This is a genomic window from Raineyella sp. LH-20 (assembly GCF_033110965.1).
Classification (GTDB): Bacteria; Actinomycetota; Actinomycetes; order Propionibacteriales; family Propionibacteriaceae; genus Raineyella.
Genome location: NZ_CP137003.1, coordinates 494,456 through 510,289, shown reverse-complemented (window position 1 = coordinate 510,289; position 15,834 = coordinate 494,456). Strand labels below are relative to the sequence as shown.

11 protein-coding genes are annotated in these 15,834 nt (G+C 70.7%); 10 read left to right on the top strand and 1 reads right to left on the bottom strand.

Going from position 1 to position 15,834, the window contains the following annotated elements; genetic code table 11:
- Positions 1–7: 7 nt before the first annotated feature.
- Positions 8–1,282, top strand: coding sequence for an aspartate kinase (locus R0146_RS02210; RefSeq protein ID WP_317691233.1), 1,275 nt, complete (start codon positions 8–10; stop codon positions 1,280–1,282).
- 207 nt (positions 1,283–1,489) lie between these two features.
- On the opposite strand, the gene R0146_RS02205 is transcribed toward R0146_RS02210, so the two are convergent.
- Complete coding sequence (locus R0146_RS02205; protein WP_317691232.1) at positions 1,490–2,977, bottom strand: hypothetical protein; 1,488 nt, start codon at positions 2,975–2,977, stop codon at positions 1,490–1,492.
- A 164-nt stretch (positions 2,978–3,141) separates the two neighbouring features.
- On the opposite strand from R0146_RS02205, the gene R0146_RS02200 reads away from it, so the two are divergent.
- The 9 genes from R0146_RS02200 to R0146_RS02160 all read left to right on the top strand — a co-directional run bounded on the left by R0146_RS02200 (position 3,142) and on the right by R0146_RS02160 (position 15,680).
- Entirely contained in the window at positions 3,142–4,608 is a 1,467-nt protein-coding gene (locus R0146_RS02200; RefSeq protein ID WP_317691231.1) for a DUF3375 family protein, read from the top strand.
- Positions 4,601–5,416: a DUF4194 domain-containing protein gene (locus R0146_RS02195; RefSeq protein ID WP_317691230.1), complete on the top strand. Its 816-nt coding sequence runs from the start codon at positions 4,601–4,603 to the stop codon at positions 5,414–5,416. The genes R0146_RS02200 and R0146_RS02195 overlap by 8 nt, the downstream gene beginning before the upstream one ends.
- A complete protein-coding gene (locus R0146_RS02190) occupies positions 5,413–8,832 on the top strand; it encodes an ATP-binding protein (RefSeq protein WP_317691229.1) in 3,420 nt (1,139 codons plus the stop codon). Before R0146_RS02195 ends, R0146_RS02190 begins: the two co-directional genes overlap by 4 nt.
- 149 nt (positions 8,833–8,981) lie before the next feature.
- Positions 8,982–9,758 (top strand): enoyl-CoA hydratase, encoded by a 777-nt coding sequence (locus R0146_RS02185; RefSeq protein WP_317691228.1) that lies wholly within the window; start codon positions 8,982–8,984, stop codon positions 9,756–9,758.
- 187 nt (positions 9,759–9,945) lie between these two features.
- Positions 9,946–11,166, top strand: a complete 1,221-nt coding sequence (locus tag R0146_RS02180) for a branched-chain amino acid ABC transporter substrate-binding protein (protein WP_317691227.1) — start codon at positions 9,946–9,948, stop codon at positions 11,164–11,166.
- A gap of 129 nt (positions 11,167–11,295) precedes the next feature.
- The gene (locus tag R0146_RS02175) at positions 11,296–12,258 is read left to right on the top strand and encodes a branched-chain amino acid ABC transporter permease (RefSeq protein WP_317691226.1); all 963 of its coding nucleotides are present in this window, start codon (positions 11,296–11,298) and stop codon (positions 12,256–12,258) included.
- Entirely contained in the window at positions 12,255–14,066 is a 1,812-nt protein-coding gene (locus R0146_RS02170) for a branched-chain amino acid ABC transporter permease (RefSeq protein WP_317691225.1), read from the top strand. Before R0146_RS02175 ends, R0146_RS02170 begins: the two co-directional genes overlap by 4 nt.
- Positions 14,063–14,974 (top strand): ABC transporter ATP-binding protein, encoded by a 912-nt coding sequence (locus tag R0146_RS02165; protein ID WP_317691224.1) that lies wholly within the window; start codon positions 14,063–14,065, stop codon positions 14,972–14,974. The genes R0146_RS02170 and R0146_RS02165 overlap by 4 nt, the downstream gene beginning before the upstream one ends.
- Entirely contained in the window at positions 14,967–15,680 is a 714-nt protein-coding gene (locus tag R0146_RS02160) for an ABC transporter ATP-binding protein (protein ID WP_317691223.1), read from the top strand. The genes R0146_RS02165 and R0146_RS02160 overlap by 8 nt, the downstream gene beginning before the upstream one ends.
- The last annotated feature ends 154 nt before the right edge of the window (positions 15,681–15,834 follow it).

Genomic DNA, 15,834 nt, shown 5'->3' with positions numbered 1-15,834 from the left:
AGGCCGCATGCCCCGCATCGTCCAGAAGTACGGCGGATCGTCGGTGGAGGACGCCGAGGCCATCAAGCGGGTGGCGCGTCGGGTCCTCGCTGCCAAGCAGGCGGGCAACGAGGTCGTCGTCGTCATCTCGGCGATGGGTGACACGACCGACGAGCTGATGGACCTCGCGTTGCAGGTGTCTCCGATGCCGAAGGCCCGCGAGCTGGACATGCTGCTGACCACCGGGGAGCGCCAGTCCGCTGCCCTGCTGGCGATGGCGCTCGGCGACCTGGGGGCGGACGCCCGTTCCTACACCGGTTCGCAGGCCGGGGTCCTGACCACCGCCAAGCACGGTGACGCCCGGATCATCGACATCACGCCGGGTCGGATCGAGAAGGCGCTCGATGCCGGCAACATCGTCATCGTCGCCGGCTTCCAGGGTGTCTCCCAGGACACCAAGGACGTCACCACCCTCGGCCGCGGTGCCTCCGACACCACCGCCGTCGCCCTCGCCGCCGCCCTCGACGCCGCCTACTGTGAGATCTACTCCGACGTCGACGGCGTCTTCACGGCCGACCCCCGCATCGTCCCCAGCGCCCGGCGGATCCCGGAGATCTCGTACGAGGAGATGCTGGAGATGGCGGCCAACGGCGCCAAGATCCTCCACCTGCGCTGCGTGGAGTACGCCCGTCGCGAGCACGTCGCCGTCCACGTACGCTCGTCGTTCACCGACAGGCCCGGCACGTGGGTCAAGGACCTCAAGGACGTCCAGAAAGGACCTGGCATGGAACAGGCACTGATCACCGGCATCGCCCACGAGCGCGGCGATGCGAAGGTCACCGTGGTCGGCGTCCCCGACCAGGTCGGCCGTGCTGCGGCCATCTTCACCGCGCTGGCCGAGGCCGACATCAACATCGACATCATCGTCCAGAACGTGTCGCGGGTGGACACCTCCCGCACCGACATCTCCTTCACGCTGCCGACCAAGGACGCCCGCAAGGCGATCGAGACCCTGAAGTCCATCCAGGAATCCGTGCAGTTCCAGGAGCTGCTCTACGACGACCAGATCGGCAAGGTGTCGGTCATCGGCGTCGGCATGCGTTCCCACCCGGGCGTGACGGCCAAGTTCTTCAAGGCGCTGGCCCAGGCCGGCGTCAACATCGGGATGATCTCCACCTCTGAGATCCGCATCTCGGTGGTCGTCGACCAGGACGACCTGGAGACGGCGGTCCGGGCGGCGCACACCGCGTTCGGCCTGGACGCCGAGGGCGAGGCCGTGGTCTACGCCGGCACCGGCCGCTGAGGCGAGCCGGGCTTGCCTCCCGGCCGGAAGCTGTCGACGCGAGTGAGCCGAATCTGGCGGCTCACTCGCCGAGGGCGTGCGGCCCGCGCCGACGATCCGCGTCATTGCGCGGATCGGTGATCGTCGGCTGTGCTGTCGGGATACTGAGCCGCCAGATTCGGCTCACGCATCGCCGCCTCGGCGGTGCGCTCGCGTGTGTGGCGCCCCTCAGACGGCGTCCGCCGGCATCGCCGCGCGGTACATCTCCCGGGCCTGCTCGAAGCCGATCACCCAGCCGGTCTGTCGGATGCTGCGGTAGAGCGGGGTGATGAGCATCCGGCCCGCCGTGTCGTACACCTCCGGGAAGCCGCCGTCGCGGAGCATCGCGCTGGCGTAGGCGTCCAGGTGCCGGCCGGCCTCCTCGAGGTAGCCGTGGTCGTCGGTGGCGCGGTGCAGCAGCAGGAGCACCTTGATGTACTCCATCCCCCAGAAGCTCCACACCGAGTCGCCGCCGTACGAGGCGACGGCCAGCCGGACGACCGGATACTGCCGGTGCGCCCGGGTGTCGGCGTGGTACTTCAGAGCGAACGGCTCGGCGACCCCGGTGGTGCGGATGTGCTCCACCGATCGGGCGAAGTAGTCCCGCTCGGCAGGGTCGGCGGGGTCGAGGAAACCGGTGGCCAGCACGATCAACCAGTCCGAGGAGTAGTAGCCGCCGCCGATCCCCTCCGGGGACAGGTCCTCCAGGAAGTGACCCTGTTCCGTCAGCCAGAAAGTCTCCAGGATCCGCCGCTTCAGGGCGGCCAGCGCGTCAGCGTCGATGTCGGCCAGGCCGAGCCGGCCGGCGAGCTGGGTGGTCTTCCACAGGATCACGTTGTCGTAGAAGGCCGAGAGGCGCCGGGTGATGTCCTTGGCGCCGGACAGCGGCAGGTCGGTGCGCACCAGCCCGGTCGCCGGGTCGACGACGGTGTCCCGGTAGGTCGCATAGTGCCGGGCCAGCGATTCCCCGTAGCGGGTGAGCAGGTCGGCAGCGGCCTCCTCGGTGGCGAGGACGTGCCGGTCGGGGCCGTACGCCGCCGGCCGCGCCGACTCGATGCCGGCCAGCGCGGCCACCGCGTAGAGCATCCCGTAGAGGGCATCGGACGGGTAGGCGTAGATGTCGACGCAGGTCGCGGCGCGCGGGCCGGTCGCCACGATCGTGGTGGTCAGCTCCGGCTGGCGGGCGAACACCCCGAGCGCGTAGCCGACGGTCTGCAGGTACACCAATTGCCGCGCCTGCCAGTCGGCCTCGTCGCCGGGGATGGCCCGGTCGAGCATCGGATAGTAGAAGACCCCGAGGTTGCGGACGAACAACGCACTGAACTGGTCGCCGGAGATGAGCAGCAGCCGCGCCGGGTCGAAGCGCAGCGTGTGGATGTCGGTGATCACCCCGTCCACGGTCGACGCGCCGGAGCGGGGGCTGGTGAGATAGCGCGTCCGCAGCACGTTCACCGCACAGGAGTAGTAGGCCAGCGCCCGCCACAGCGGATGCTGGCGCAGCACCAGCGTGTCGTTGCGGTCGACCGTCTCCAGCCGGCCGTCGACGAACCGCGCCGTGTAGGTGTTGCGGACGATCGTGAAGCGGGAGAACGGATTGGTGACGTACGCGAAGGCCACCGACCCGGCAGCGAGGATGCTGGACCCCACGGCCAGGAACCGGACGGGCAGGCGGAACACTGTTGGCGACCCCATGGTGACGGCGGCGGACGGCGACAGGGCCAGCGTACGGCCCGGCGGGCTGCGGTGTGTCGGGCCGCGGGGAACGGGCGCGGATTTCGGTCCGAGGCGTTCGCCTGAGAGAATGACCCGTCGCAGGAACTGTCGTACGGAACCGAGGGCACGTGACCGATGAACCGCTCGACCCGGAACGGGTCCGTGGCGCGCTCGACAGCCCGACGCTGAAGCTGCTGTCGGCGCACACCGCCTGGTGGGTGCTGCCGTTGTTCTCCGAGCACCTGGAGCCCGCGCAGGGCCCGGTGTCGGCGGCCTGGTTCCATCGCCGGGTCGCCGAGTCGCTCCAGTCGCTCGGGCTGCCGGACAGCCCGACCCCGGCCGAGCACTGTCGCAAGTGGGTCGACCAGGACCACTGGCTGGTCCGCAGCCGCGACCCGGAGGACGGCCGGCTGATGTATGAGCTGTCTGACAATGCGCTGCGGGCGATCCGGATCGTCCGGGACACCTCGGGCGACTCGTCGACCGTGTCGGACTCCCGGCTCGGCTCCATCACCGATGCGGTGCGCCGGCTGGCGGACATGGCCAGCCCCGACATCGCCGCGCACATCGCCCGGATCGATGCGCGGATCGCCGAGCTGGAGGAGCGTCGCGAGGCGCTGCGGGCGGGTGACGTACGCGCCGCGACCGATGAGGAGATGCGCCGCCAGTTCGACGAGGTGCGCCGGCTGCTCGCGTCGCTACCGGCCGATTTCCGCGCGCTGACGACGATGATCGAGCGGCGCCACCACGCCGTGGCGGCGGGCATCTCCAGCACCGGCACGCCGAAGGGGGCGGCGGTCGAGGAGTTCCTGCACGAGCACGACCTGCTGGCCCAGACCCCGGAGGGCCGCGCCTACCGCGGCTTCTCCGACCTGCTGGTGTCGCGGGAGGCGGAGTCGCTGCGCGGCGACATCGACCTGATCCTCGACCAGGAGGCGGCGTCGACCGCGCTGGGTGACGGGGACCGGGCGGCGTTGCGGACGCTGATGTCGAGTCTGCTGGAGGAGGAACACGAGGTGGAGGCCGCCTACACGCGGTGGACCGCGTCGCTGCGCCGCTTCCTCACCCGGTCCTCCGGCGGGCGCCACCAGCGGCTGCTGGCGTTGGTCGACCAGGTGCTCGAGGCCGGCGACGAGCTGAGCCGTCGCCCCGGCCGGCCGATGGTCGAGGACGTGCTCGGCGTCGGCACCCTCGATGTCCGCGACATGTCGCAGGCGGCGCTGTGGCAGCCGAGCCAGGAGGCGAAGGCCCAGCCGCTGCAGGCCCTCAATCCCACCGGGATGCTGCCCGAGGACCGCGAACTGATGATGATCCAGGCCGGCACGTCGACCCGTGCGGTCGCCGCGACGGTGAACCAGCTGCTCGCCTCCGGGCCGACCACCGGCGCGGGCGTGTTCGCGGCGACCCCGGAGGTCTGTCGTCGCCTGGTGGTGCTGCTCGGCGTGCTGGACCTCGGTCTGGCGCACGGCCGGGTGGAGGACGGCTCGACCGAGCGCGTCCTGCTGGTCACCCCCGGCGGCCGGGAGCGCACCGTCCTGGTCCCGCTGGTGCATTTCGACCGACCTCTCCCGATCAAGGACGCTGGCAATGAGTGACCCGCAGACTGAGGACGCGTTCGGCTCCCGTTCCGGGGCGTACGCCGAGGACGCGTTCGGTACAGCAGCCGACCCGGAGGTGTTGCCGGATCCGGCGCGCCGGAGCATGGCGACACTGCTGACCTCCCGGTTCATCACCCGGGCCAGCCATGCCGCGGCGTGGCAGGGGCTGATCGATCACGAGCCGCGGATCCGCGCCCGGCTGGCGGACATGTTCCTCGAGTTGGTCATCGACCACGACCACGAGGTGGCGTTCAAGCGGCAGGTGGACGATCCGGAGGCGCCGGTGGTGCTGCGCCGGGAGAAGCCGCTGGGCAAGGACGCGACGTTGTTGCTGGTGCATCTGCGTCAGCTGCATGCGTTCACCGATGCGGCGGATTCCGCGGTGGCGATCACGCTGAGCGAGGCGACGGACTTCCTGGCCCGGTTCCGCGACCCGAGCGACACCGACGAGGCGGGCTTCCAGCGTGATGTCGAGACGGCGCTGCGGGGTGTCGAGCGGCTCGGCCTGCTGCGGCCCGATCAGGATGTCCCGGACACCTGGATCGTCTCGCCGGCGGTCGTCGCCCTGGTGACGCCGGACCGGCTGGCGGCGATCCGCGACCAGCTGCAGGTCCTGGCGGGCGGCGGCCCGGCGGCGAACGGCGAGCGGTCGGCGTACGGCCGGCCGACCGACGCCGGCCGGCCGGAGGAGGGCAGTCCGGACCAGGACGGCCCGGATGTGGGCGCATCGTACGGTGAGGACGACACGGACCAGAACGGGGTCGAGGACGACATGGACCCGGCCGAGGACGGAGCGGACGCATGAGCGAGAGCGAACTGTTGACCGACGGCCCGGACCAGTGGCGGATCAGTGCGGTCCAGGTGGTCAACTGGGGCGGCTACGGCGGCCACCACGTGATGCACGTGCGTCGCGACGGCACCGCGATCCTCGGCCCGACCGGGATGGGCAAGTCGACCATCCTCGATGCGATGTCGGCGGTGATGATGCCCAACCCGCCGGCCTTCAACCGGGCCGCCCGCGATGACGGGGGCAAACGGTCGGAGCGTACGGTCTACTCGTACGCCCGCGGCAAGATCGACGATGTGCTGGCGTCCGACGGGCGGACGACCCGCACCCACTACCTGCGTCCGCCGGGGGAGCGGCCGTTCCCGTCGGCTGCGGCGATCACCTGGACCAACGGGCTGGACGAGCAGATCACCGGTGCCCGGGTGGTCTGGGTCAGTGCGGACGCCGCGGCGAACGCCGACCTCAACTCCACCACGCGCTATCTGTTGGTCCGCGGCGGGTTCGACCTGTCCCGGCTCAACGAGGCGATCGACCAGCCGCTGCGGGGGAGTCGTACGTGGCCGCTCGACACGAACGCGTTGAAGCGGCTGCTCAACCCGAACCGGGATCTGGTCACCTCCTCCCAGCCGGAGTTCGAGAAGGAGCTGTGTCGGCTGCTCGGCATCGGCCGCAGTGACGAGTCGTCGCGGCGGGCGCTCGAGCTGCTCCGCAACGCCCAGGCATCGAAGGGCATCTTCTCGATCAACGCGCTGTTCAAGGACTTCGTGCTGGACCGGCCGCTGGCGCTGGAACGGTGGGAGACCGCGCTGGTCACCTATCGCGAGGCGGCCCAGCTCTACGACGTGTTCGAGGACGCCCGGACCCGGTTCGAGGTGCTCAAGGACGTGCCCGAGCTGGCCGCTCGCTACCGTACGGCGCTGGACGACTCCGCCACCGAGTGGCGGCTGCTCGGTCCGGCCGGGGTGGCGGCAGGTGGCGGGTCCGGGGCCGACGCGGCGCCGGTGGATGACCCCGATGACCGGCCCAGCCCGCTGGAGCTGTGGAACGCGGAGCACCTGCTGGACTGGGCGGCGGCCCGGATCGACGACAACCGCACCCGGGCCACCGAGCTGGGGGCGGTCGCCAAGCAGCACGATGCGGAGGCGATCGCGGCCCGCGACGAGGAGGAGGCGCTCACCCAGCGCTACTACGCCAAGGGCGGCGGCGACTCCGAGGACCTGGTCCGGCGGCGGCAGCAGGCGGCGACGGAGCTCGCCGAGCGCACCGCGGCCCGGCAGGCGTACGTGGATCGGGCACGCTGGCAGGGCTTCGAGGAGCCGGCCGACGAGCCGACGTTCGCGACGCTGGTCCAGGCCATCCACGAGCGGTTGCGCGGGTTGCCCGGCCAGGACGCCGAGTGGAAGAGCGCGTCGTACGATGCCGCCTCCGCCCGGGGCCGGGCCCGCGACGAGCTGAACGCGACGGCCGACGAGATCGCCTCGCTGCGCAAACGCCGCTCGAACGTGCCGGCCGAGGCGGACCGCACCCGCCGCGACATCGCCGAAGCCTGTGGGATCGACCCGGCTCGGCTGCCGTACGTCGGGGAACTGCTCGAGGTGACGCCCGAGGAGCGCCGCTGGTCCACCGCGGTGGACCGGGTGCTCGGTCAGCTGGCGCAGAACATCATCGTCGCCCCCGACGACTGGCGGACCGTCACCCGCTACGTCAACGACCACCGGATGCGCGGACGGGTGGTCCTGCTGCCGGCCCGCCCGGCGCACAACGCGACGCCGCGGGTGCTGCCCGATTCGGTGCCGGCCAAGCTGCGCCTGGACGAGTCCGGGCCGTACGCCGAATGGCTGCTCGACCATCTGGTCGCCGGCTACTCGGTGCTCTGTGTGGAGGATGCGGCCGGCCTGGACGCCCCGCGGCCCGCCGGCTACACCGGGGCGGTCACCGTCGCCGGCATGCGGACCGCCGCCCAGGGCCGGGTGATCAAGGATGACCGCAAGCTGCCGTCGTGGCTGGGTCTCGACAACGCGGCCACCATCGCCTCCCTGGAGGAGAAGGTCGAGGGGCTTCGCGCCGCGATCGGCCGCTACAACAGCGAGCTGGAGGACCTCGACAAGCGGCGACGCGAGGGCATCGACGTGGCCGGCGAACTGCGCTGGTTGTCCGAGCAGACCTGGGCGTCGATCGACGTCGCGACGGCCCGGGCCGCCGAGGCGTACGCCGCGGAGCTGCTCGGCCGGTTCACCCAGGGCCACCGTACGCTCGACTCGCTGAAGGCCGAGCGGGCCGCGGCCCGCGACCGTTACGTCACCCACACCACCGCCGCCGCCAAGGCCCGCGAGCGGCGCGCCGGGCTGGACGAGGAGTGGGGCGCCCTGGTCGACCTGCAGGACGAGATGTCCGACGTCGCCTCCCGCGGCACGCTGACCGAGGAGGATCGTACGACGCTCGGCCGCCTCGGCTTCCCGGAGCCGGAGAGCGCCGCCCGGGCTCACGAGACGCTGGCGATCAGCGCCGAGCGGTTGCGGACGTTGGCGCACGAGCACACCGGCGCGGTGGAGCTGGCCGAGACCGCGCTGGTCGGCATCTTCCGGGAGTACCTGCGGGTCGATCCGCGGGCCGAGATCGACGAGACGATCGCCTCGCTGCCGGCGGTGGAGGCCATCCTGGCCGACCTGGAGTCGGACGACCTGCCGCGCGCCCGGTCCGAGTGGCTGGCCAAGACCCGCGAGGACATGCAGCGCAGTCTGCGGACCCTGCTGGTGCAGATCGAGGAGGACCGGCGTTCCATCCGCGACGGCCTGCTGCCGGTCAACCGGGCGCTGTCGGGCGTCGAGTTCCGGGACGGCTCCCGGCTGCAGATCGAGGACCGGCCGATCCCGACGGCCGACCTGGAGGACTTCCGGGCGACGATCACCCGCTACACCGCCGTCGGGGCGGCCGAGATCGGCGAGGACATCACCGAACAGCTGTTCGTCGCGATGCGCCGCGACCTGGCCCGGCTCGACGAGCAGTCGACGACGGCCGAGGCGTGGCGGCGGCGGGTGTTCGACGCCCGCGAGCACGTCGAGTTCCGGGCGGTGGAGCACCGCCCCGACGGCGAACCGATCGTCCACGACGGCGTCTCCGGCAAGTCGGGCGGTGAGGGCCAGGAGCTGATCGCCTTCATCCTCGGCGCCGCGCTGCGCTACCAGCTCGGCGACGGCACCGACCAGGCGCCGCGGTTCGCGCCGATCGTGCTGGACGAGGGCTTCGTCAAGGCCGACTCGGAGTACACCGGTCGGGCCCTGCACGCGTTGCAGAGCCTCGGCTTCCAGCTGGTCATCGGCGCCCCGCGGGACAAGGCGGCCGCGTTCGAGGACTACGTCGGGTCGATCGTCTACGTCAACCGCAACCCGGAGCGGGACGGCGAGGTGCGACTGTACGAGTTCGCGATCGACTGACCCGCGTCCGTCCGGTGTCCCGCGGGGTACGGGACGCCGGGGGTAGCCCTGTGGCGCGGTGCTGCGGCAGGATCGGTGCTGCGGCACTGCCGGCCTCGCCGGTGGCAGTGCCCGTCGTCAGTCCGTCGTCGTCAGGAAGTGGACCCGCCATGACCGCACCCGAGAACATCGTCGTCGAGACCCGGGGCCGGGTCGGCCTCATCACCCTGAACCGGCCCAAGGCGCTGAACGCCCTCAACGCGGCCACGATGCGCGAGGTGCTCGACACCGCCCGTACGTTCGACGCCGACGAGGCGATCGGCTGCATCGTCATCACCGGCTCGGAGCGCGCCTTCGCGGCCGGTGCCGACATCAAGGAGATGGCTGAGCAGTCGGCCACCGACATGTTCCTCACCGACTGGTTCGCCGAGTGGGAGGAACTGACCCGGGTCCGTACGCCGATCATCGCCGCGGTGTCCGGTTACGCCCTGGGCGGTGGCTGCGAACTGGCGTTGATGTGCGACTCGATCATCGCTGCCGACACCGCCCGGTTCGGCCAGCCGGAGGTCAACCTCGGTGTGCTGCCCGGGATGGGCGGTTCCCAGCGGCTCACCCGTGCGGTCGGCAAGGCCAAGGCGATGGACATGGTGCTGACCGGCCGGATGATGAACGCCGAGGAGGCCGAGCGGGCCGGGCTGGTCAGCCGGGTGGTGCCGGCCGCGAACCTGCTCGGCGCGGCGCTGGAGGTGGCCACCACCATCGCCGGCAAGTCCCGGGTCGCCACCCTGCTCGCCAAGGAGGCGGTGAACGCCGCGTTCGAGACGACTCTGGAGCAGGGCGTACGCCACGAACGGCGTCTCTTCCACTCCGCCTTCGCCTCCCGGGACCAGAAGGAGGGCATGGCCGCCTTCGTCGAGAAGCGCGACCCGGAGTTCACGCACCGCTGAGTCGCGACCGCCGCCTGCGCACGACTATTACCCGGCCACGACGGTGGCCGGGTAACAGTCGTGTTGCGCTCGGGGTCCGACATCGCAGCGACCCGTCGGCGTAACACGACCGCAGGAATCCCCTCCTAGCGTTCCGGGCATCCGCAGGGCCGACCTGCGTGTCGGCCCGAAACGAGAGGGACCTATTGTGACCGTACGACGTCGTTTCCTCACGACGGGGATCGCCGGTGTGGTGATCGCCTCGCTCAGTCTCACCGCCTGCGGCACCCGGGCGGGGTCCGCCACCGCTGATCCGGGCGCCAAGAAGATCGTCACGATCGGTGTCATCGCCCCGCTGTCGGGCAACCTGTCCTCGATGGGCACCGGCATCCAGAACTCGGTCGACCTGGCCGTCAAGCAGGCCAACGCCAGCGGTGCGCTGCCCGGCTGGACCATCCGGATCGATGCCCAGGACGACCAGGCCTCGCCCGACGTCGGCAAGAACGCCGCCACCAAGCTGGCCGGTGAGAAGGACGTGGTCGCCGTCGTCGGCCCGCTGAACTCGTCGGTCGGCCAGGCGATCCAGCCGATCCTCGACCCGGCCACGATCGCTCTGGTCTCGCCGGCCAACACCAACCCGACGCTGACGCGTGGCGCCGACGCCTCGACCGCCCCGAAACGGACGTACGCCAGCTACTTCCGCACCTGCACCACCGACGCCGTCCAGGGTCCGTTCGCCGCCCAGTATCTGCTCGACGCCGGCATCAAGGAGGTCGCGACCGTCCACGACAAGAAGGCGTACGGCCAGGGCCTGGTCACCGAGTTCACCAAGGCCTTCACCGCCGGCGGCGGCACAATCGTCGCCGCCGAGACGGTCAACCCCGACGACAAGGACTTCGCCGCGGTGATCGCCAAGATCAAGCCCACCGCACCGCAGGCCCTGTACTACGGCGGGGAGCACCCGGTCAGCTCGCTGCTGACCAAGCAGATGAAGGACGCCGGTCTGACGATCCCCTTGATGGGCGGTGACGGCATGTACGACCCGGCCTACATCACCAACGGTGGTACGGCCACCGAGGGCGACCTGGTGACCTCGGTCGGTGCCCCCGCCGAGTCGCTGCCGTCGGCGAAGCAGTTCGTCTCCGACTACCAGGCCGCCGGCTACTCCAGCGGCTACTCGACCTACGGCCTCTATGCGTACGACGCCGCCAACGCGATCATCGAGGCGCTGAAGGTCTCGCTGCCCAACGCCAGCGACGCCACCGCCGCCCGCCAGCCCACCGTGGCCGCGCTCGGGAAGGTCGATGTCGAGGGTGCCAGCGGCAAGGTCTCCTTCGACGAGTTCGGTGACAACAAGACCCGCGTGCTGACCGTCTACAAGGTGAAGAACGGCGCGTGGGTGGCGGACAAGACCGGCGAGTTCAAGTAGCGGGCCGGTTCCTCCGCCACACGCGTCGGAACCACCTCTGGCATCTCTCCGCCGGGGCGGAACATCCCTCCGCCCCGGCCGAGCGGGCGGACGGCACGGCAGGCCCACCCACGGCCGCCGGGAAGGCACATGATGGATCTCTTCCTCCAACAACTCGTCAACGGGCTGTCCCTGGGCGCTCTCTACGCGCTCATCGCGGTCGGCTACACCGTCGTCTACGGCATCGTCCAGCTGATCAACTTCGCCCACGGCGAGATCTTCATGGTCGGCGCGTTCGGCGCCTACACCACCTGGGTCGTGCTGGGGCGCCCGACCGACCTCTCCCTCGGTGAGGCCCTCGGGGTGGTGCTGCCGCTGATGGTCCTCGGCGGGGTCGTGGTGTCGGTGACCATCGCGCTGACGATGGAACGCCTCGCCTACCGCCCGCTGCGCGGCGCTCCACGGCTGGCGCCACTGATCACCGCGATCGGCATCTCGATCGGCCTGCAGGAGATCGTCCGGCTGTTCTTCGGCCGGATCCCCGGCTTCCCCGACTCGCGGCAGAACGTCGCCTTCCCGACCGTACGCGGCATCTCCGGCAGCTCCACGAAGCTCGGGGACGTGCTGGTGCCCAACTCGGCCATCTTCACCCTCGTCGCCCTCGCCGTCTGCACTGCCTTCCTGTGGTTCTTCGTGAACCGTACGGCGATCGGCCGGGCCATGCAGGCGACCAGCCAGGACCCCGACACCGCCCGGCTGATGGGCATCGACGTCGACCGGGCGATCGTCACCGCTTTCGGCCTCGGCGCGGTGCTCGCCGCCATCGCCGGCGTCGCCCACGGGCTGCGCTACAACGCCATCGACTTCCAGATGGGCTTCATGGCCGGCATGAAGGCCTTCACCGCGGCCGTGCTCGGCGGCATCGGCAACATCAACGGCGCGGTCGTCGGTGGGCTGGTGCTCGGTGTCGCCGAATCGATGGCCACCACCTTCATCCCCGGCCAGTTCGGCGGCTCGGCCTGGAAGGACGTCTGGGCCTTCGCCATCCTGATCCTGGTGCTGGTCTTCCGACCGCAGGGCCTGCTCGGCGCGAAGGTGGTGGATCGGGCATGAGCACCACCACCGACACCCTGACCTCCGCCGCCGGTGCCCCTGGCGCCGCCCCCGACTCGACGCCCGAGCGCTGGTCCCGGTTCGCGCCGGCCGGGCGGGTCGCCGCCGTCGTCGGGGCCCTGCTGCTGATCGGCACTCCCTACCTGTCCTGGGCGTACGGCCACGAAGCTCTGGACGACATGACCTACACCGGTGGGCCCTCTGGGCTGCAGTTCTTCGCGCTGCTCGGCGGTGTCGTGCTGCTGGTGCTGCTGCTCGCCCCGTTCCCCGCGCGGCGCTTCCTGCACGGCCGCAAGCAGGACCGGGTGAACTGGAACCGCGGCGCCCTGGCCGCGGCCATCGGCGCCACCGCCTACCTGGCGGTGATCCTGGCCGCCATCGCCCTCGAACTCGGCGGCCTGGTCAATGTCGACCCCGGCGGCTGGCTGGCGTTCGCCGGCGCGGTCCTCGCGCTCGCCGGCACCCTCACCCTGCCGAAGGGCGTCACCCCGACCCTGCAGTGGGTGCGGGCGCCACGCTGGCTGCAGATCCTCGGGATCGTGGCGGCGATGGCCGGCGTGCTGTTCGCGGCGGCGTACGGTCTGGGACAGGACGACGGTGGGTCGTTCATCGCCTTCGCCGTCTTCCTCGGCTCGGCGGTCTACGTCGCCCACCGCAGTGGGATTCTCGGCTGGCTCGGCACCGCCGCCGCGCAGAACCGTCGGGTGCTCGTCCTGTCGGCCTTCGTCGTGGCGTTCGCCTTCCCGTTCACCCAGAACGGCTCGGACGCCAACATGTCGATCGCGTCCCAGGTGCTGATCTTCGCCGCCACCGCGATGGGTCTCAACATCGTCGTGGGCCTCGCCGGGCTGCTCGACCTCGGCTACATCGCCTTCCTCGGCGCCGGCGCGTTCACCGCGGCGACGCTGTCGACCTCCGCCTTCGCGACGATCGACTGGCATCCGCCGTTCCTTGTCGTGGTGCTGATCTCCGGTGCGATCTCGGCGACCCTGGGCCTGATCATCGGCTCCCCGACGTTGCGGGTCTCCGGTGACTACCTGGCGATCGTCACGCTGGCCTTCGGTGAGATCTTCCGGATCACCATGAACAACCTCGACGGCCAGGACGGCCCGAACCTGACCCACGGCTCGAACGGCATCCCCGGCATCCCGAACCTGTCGCTGCTCGGCTTCGACTTCGGCCGGCCGCACGCCATCCTCGGGGTGACGATCGGCCGGTTCTCCAACTACTACTGGCTGATGCTGCTGGTGATCGGCCTGATCATCCTGGTCTTCACCAACCTCAACCATTCCCGGATCGGTCGTGGCTGGGTCGCCATCCGCGAGGACGAGCGGGCCGCCGAGGCGATGGGCGTCAACGTGTTCGGCCTGAAGCTGCTCGCCTTCGCCGGCGGCGCCTTCCTCGCGGGGGTGGCCGGGGCGGTCAAGGCGCACCAGGACGTCTCGGTCACCCCCGACCAGTACGTCTTCATGGAGTCGGCCTTCCTCGTCGCCGGGATCGTACTCGGTGGCATGGGCACCGTCGGTGGTGTCCTCCTCGGTGCCTCGATCCTGAAGCTGCTGCCGGAGAAGCTGCGGTTCTTCCAGGACTACCGGCTGCTGATGTTCGGCATCCTGCTCGTCGTGATGATGCGGATCCGGCCCGAGGGGTTGATGCCGGACGAACGGCGCCAACTGGAGTTCCACGACGAGGACGAGGAACTTGCCGAGGAGATCGGCGAGAACGTCGAACAGCACGTCGTGCCGTCCCTGGCCGGCGCCCAGGCCGTCCCGGCTCGTGCCGCCGCCGCGAGCAAGGAGCACCGATGACCCCAGCACCGATGACCCCAGCACCGATGACCCCAGCACCGATGACCCCAGCATCGATGACGACCGCCGCCGACCCGGCCGGCCCCGCCGGTGGTGGAGCCCGCCCCACCGATAGTGTCCCCTTGCTGGAGGCCCGGCAGGTGACCATGCAGTTCGGCGGCCTGACCGCCGTCGACAGGGTCGACCTGACCGTGCACACCGGCGAGATCATGGGGCTGATCGGCCCCAACGGGGCCGGCAAGACGACCTTCTTCAACTGTCTGACCGGGATGTACCGGCCGACCTCCGGCGAGGTCCGCTTCGCCGGCGAGCTGCTCCCGCCGAGGCCCCGCCGGGTGGCGGTGGCCGGCGTGGCGCGTACGTTCCAGAACATCCGGCTGTTCCAGAACATGACGGCGCTGGAGAACGTGATGGTCGGCCGCTACTGCCGGACCCGGACCAACGCGCTGGAGGCGGTGCTGCGGCTGCCCCGGCACCGCCGCGAGGAGGCCGAGACCCGCGAGCACGCGCTGAGGTGGCTGGAGTTCGTCGGGCTGGAGGGCTCGGCCGACACGCTGGCCCGCAACCTGCCGTACGGCGACCAGCGGCGCCTGGAGATCGCCCGCGCCCTGGCGACGGATCCCCGGTTGCTGCTGCTGGATGAACCGACTGCCGGGATGAATCCGCAGGAGACCCGTGACGCCGAGGCGCTGATCACCCGGATCCGGGGGCTCGGGCTGGCGATCCTGGTGATCGAGCACGACATGCGGTTCATCTTCAGCCTGTGTGACCGGGTCACCTGTCTGGTCCGCGGTCAGGTGCTGGTGGCGGGTGACCCGGCGACCGTGCAGAACGATCCGCGGGTGATCGAGGCCTACATCGGTGCCCCGGTGGACGAGGGCGAGACGGAGGAGGACGACCGTGCTTGAGGTCAAGGATCTGGTGGTGGCGTACGGTCGGGTCGAAGCGGTCAAGGGCATCTCCTTCGCGGTCGACGAGGGCCAGATCGTCTGCCTGCTCGGGACCAACGGAGCCGGCAAGACCACCACGCTGCGTACGGTCTCGGGACTGATCAGGCCCGTCAGCGGCTCGATCACCTTCCAGGGGCGGCGGATCGACAACCTCCCGGCCCACCGCGTCGTGCAGCTGGGGATCGCCCAGTCACCGGAGGGCCGCCGGCTCTTCGCGCGGATGAGCGTCGAGGACAATCTGATGCTCGGTGCCTACACCCGGCGGGATCCGGCGGGCGTCCGGGCCGACATCGACAAGGTCTACTCGCTGTTCCCGGTGCTGGGGGAGCGCCGCCAGCAGGCCGCCGGGTTGTTCTCCGGCGGGGAGCAGCAGATGCTGGCGATCGGCCGGGCACTGATGAGTCGCCCGCGGCTGTTGATGCTGGACGAGCCGTCGATGGGGCTGTCGCCGATCATGACCCGGACGATCATGCGGACGATCGCCGAGCTGAAGGCGACCGGGACGACCATCCTGCTGGTCGAGCAGAATGCCCGGGCCGCCCTCGCCCTGGCCGACCAGGGCTATGTGCTGGAGGTCGGGTCGGTCGCCTTCGCCGACACCGGCGCTGCGCTGCTGGCCGACGACCGGGTCCGCCGGACCTATCTGGGTGTCGAGGCCGCCTGAGGTCGCAGCCTCTGAGAGCGCCGGTCGTCCATCGCGCGGCAGGCGACGCGGGCTCGGGGAGACCCGGGCCAGGCGGCTCCGTAGCGCGGGAGTATCGTCGGGGCGACGGAGTCGTGCCCCGTAACGCGCGCAGAACCGCACCGATGCCTTTCCG

Bases quoted from the DNA above. Each gene is read 5' to 3' on its own strand.
- R0146_RS02190 (WP_317691229.1), top strand. From the start codon at position 5,413: ATGAGCGAGAGCGAACTGTTGACCGACGGCCCGGACCAGTGGCGGATC.
- R0146_RS02210 (WP_317691233.1), top strand. From the start codon at position 8: ATGCCCCGCATCGTCCAGAAGTACGGCGGATCGTCGGTGGAGGACGCC.
- R0146_RS02170 (WP_317691225.1), top strand. From the start codon at position 12,255: ATGAGCACCACCACCGACACCCTGACCTCCGCCGCCGGTGCCCCTGGC.
- R0146_RS02165 (WP_317691224.1), top strand. From the start codon at position 14,063: ATGACCCCAGCACCGATGACCCCAGCACCGATGACCCCAGCACCGATG.
- R0146_RS02185 (WP_317691228.1), top strand. From the start codon at position 8,982: ATGACCGCACCCGAGAACATCGTCGTCGAGACCCGGGGCCGGGTCGGC.
- R0146_RS02195 (WP_317691230.1), top strand. From the start codon at position 4,601: ATGAGTGACCCGCAGACTGAGGACGCGTTCGGCTCCCGTTCCGGGGCG.
- R0146_RS02175 (WP_317691226.1), top strand. From the start codon at position 11,296: ATGATGGATCTCTTCCTCCAACAACTCGTCAACGGGCTGTCCCTGGGC.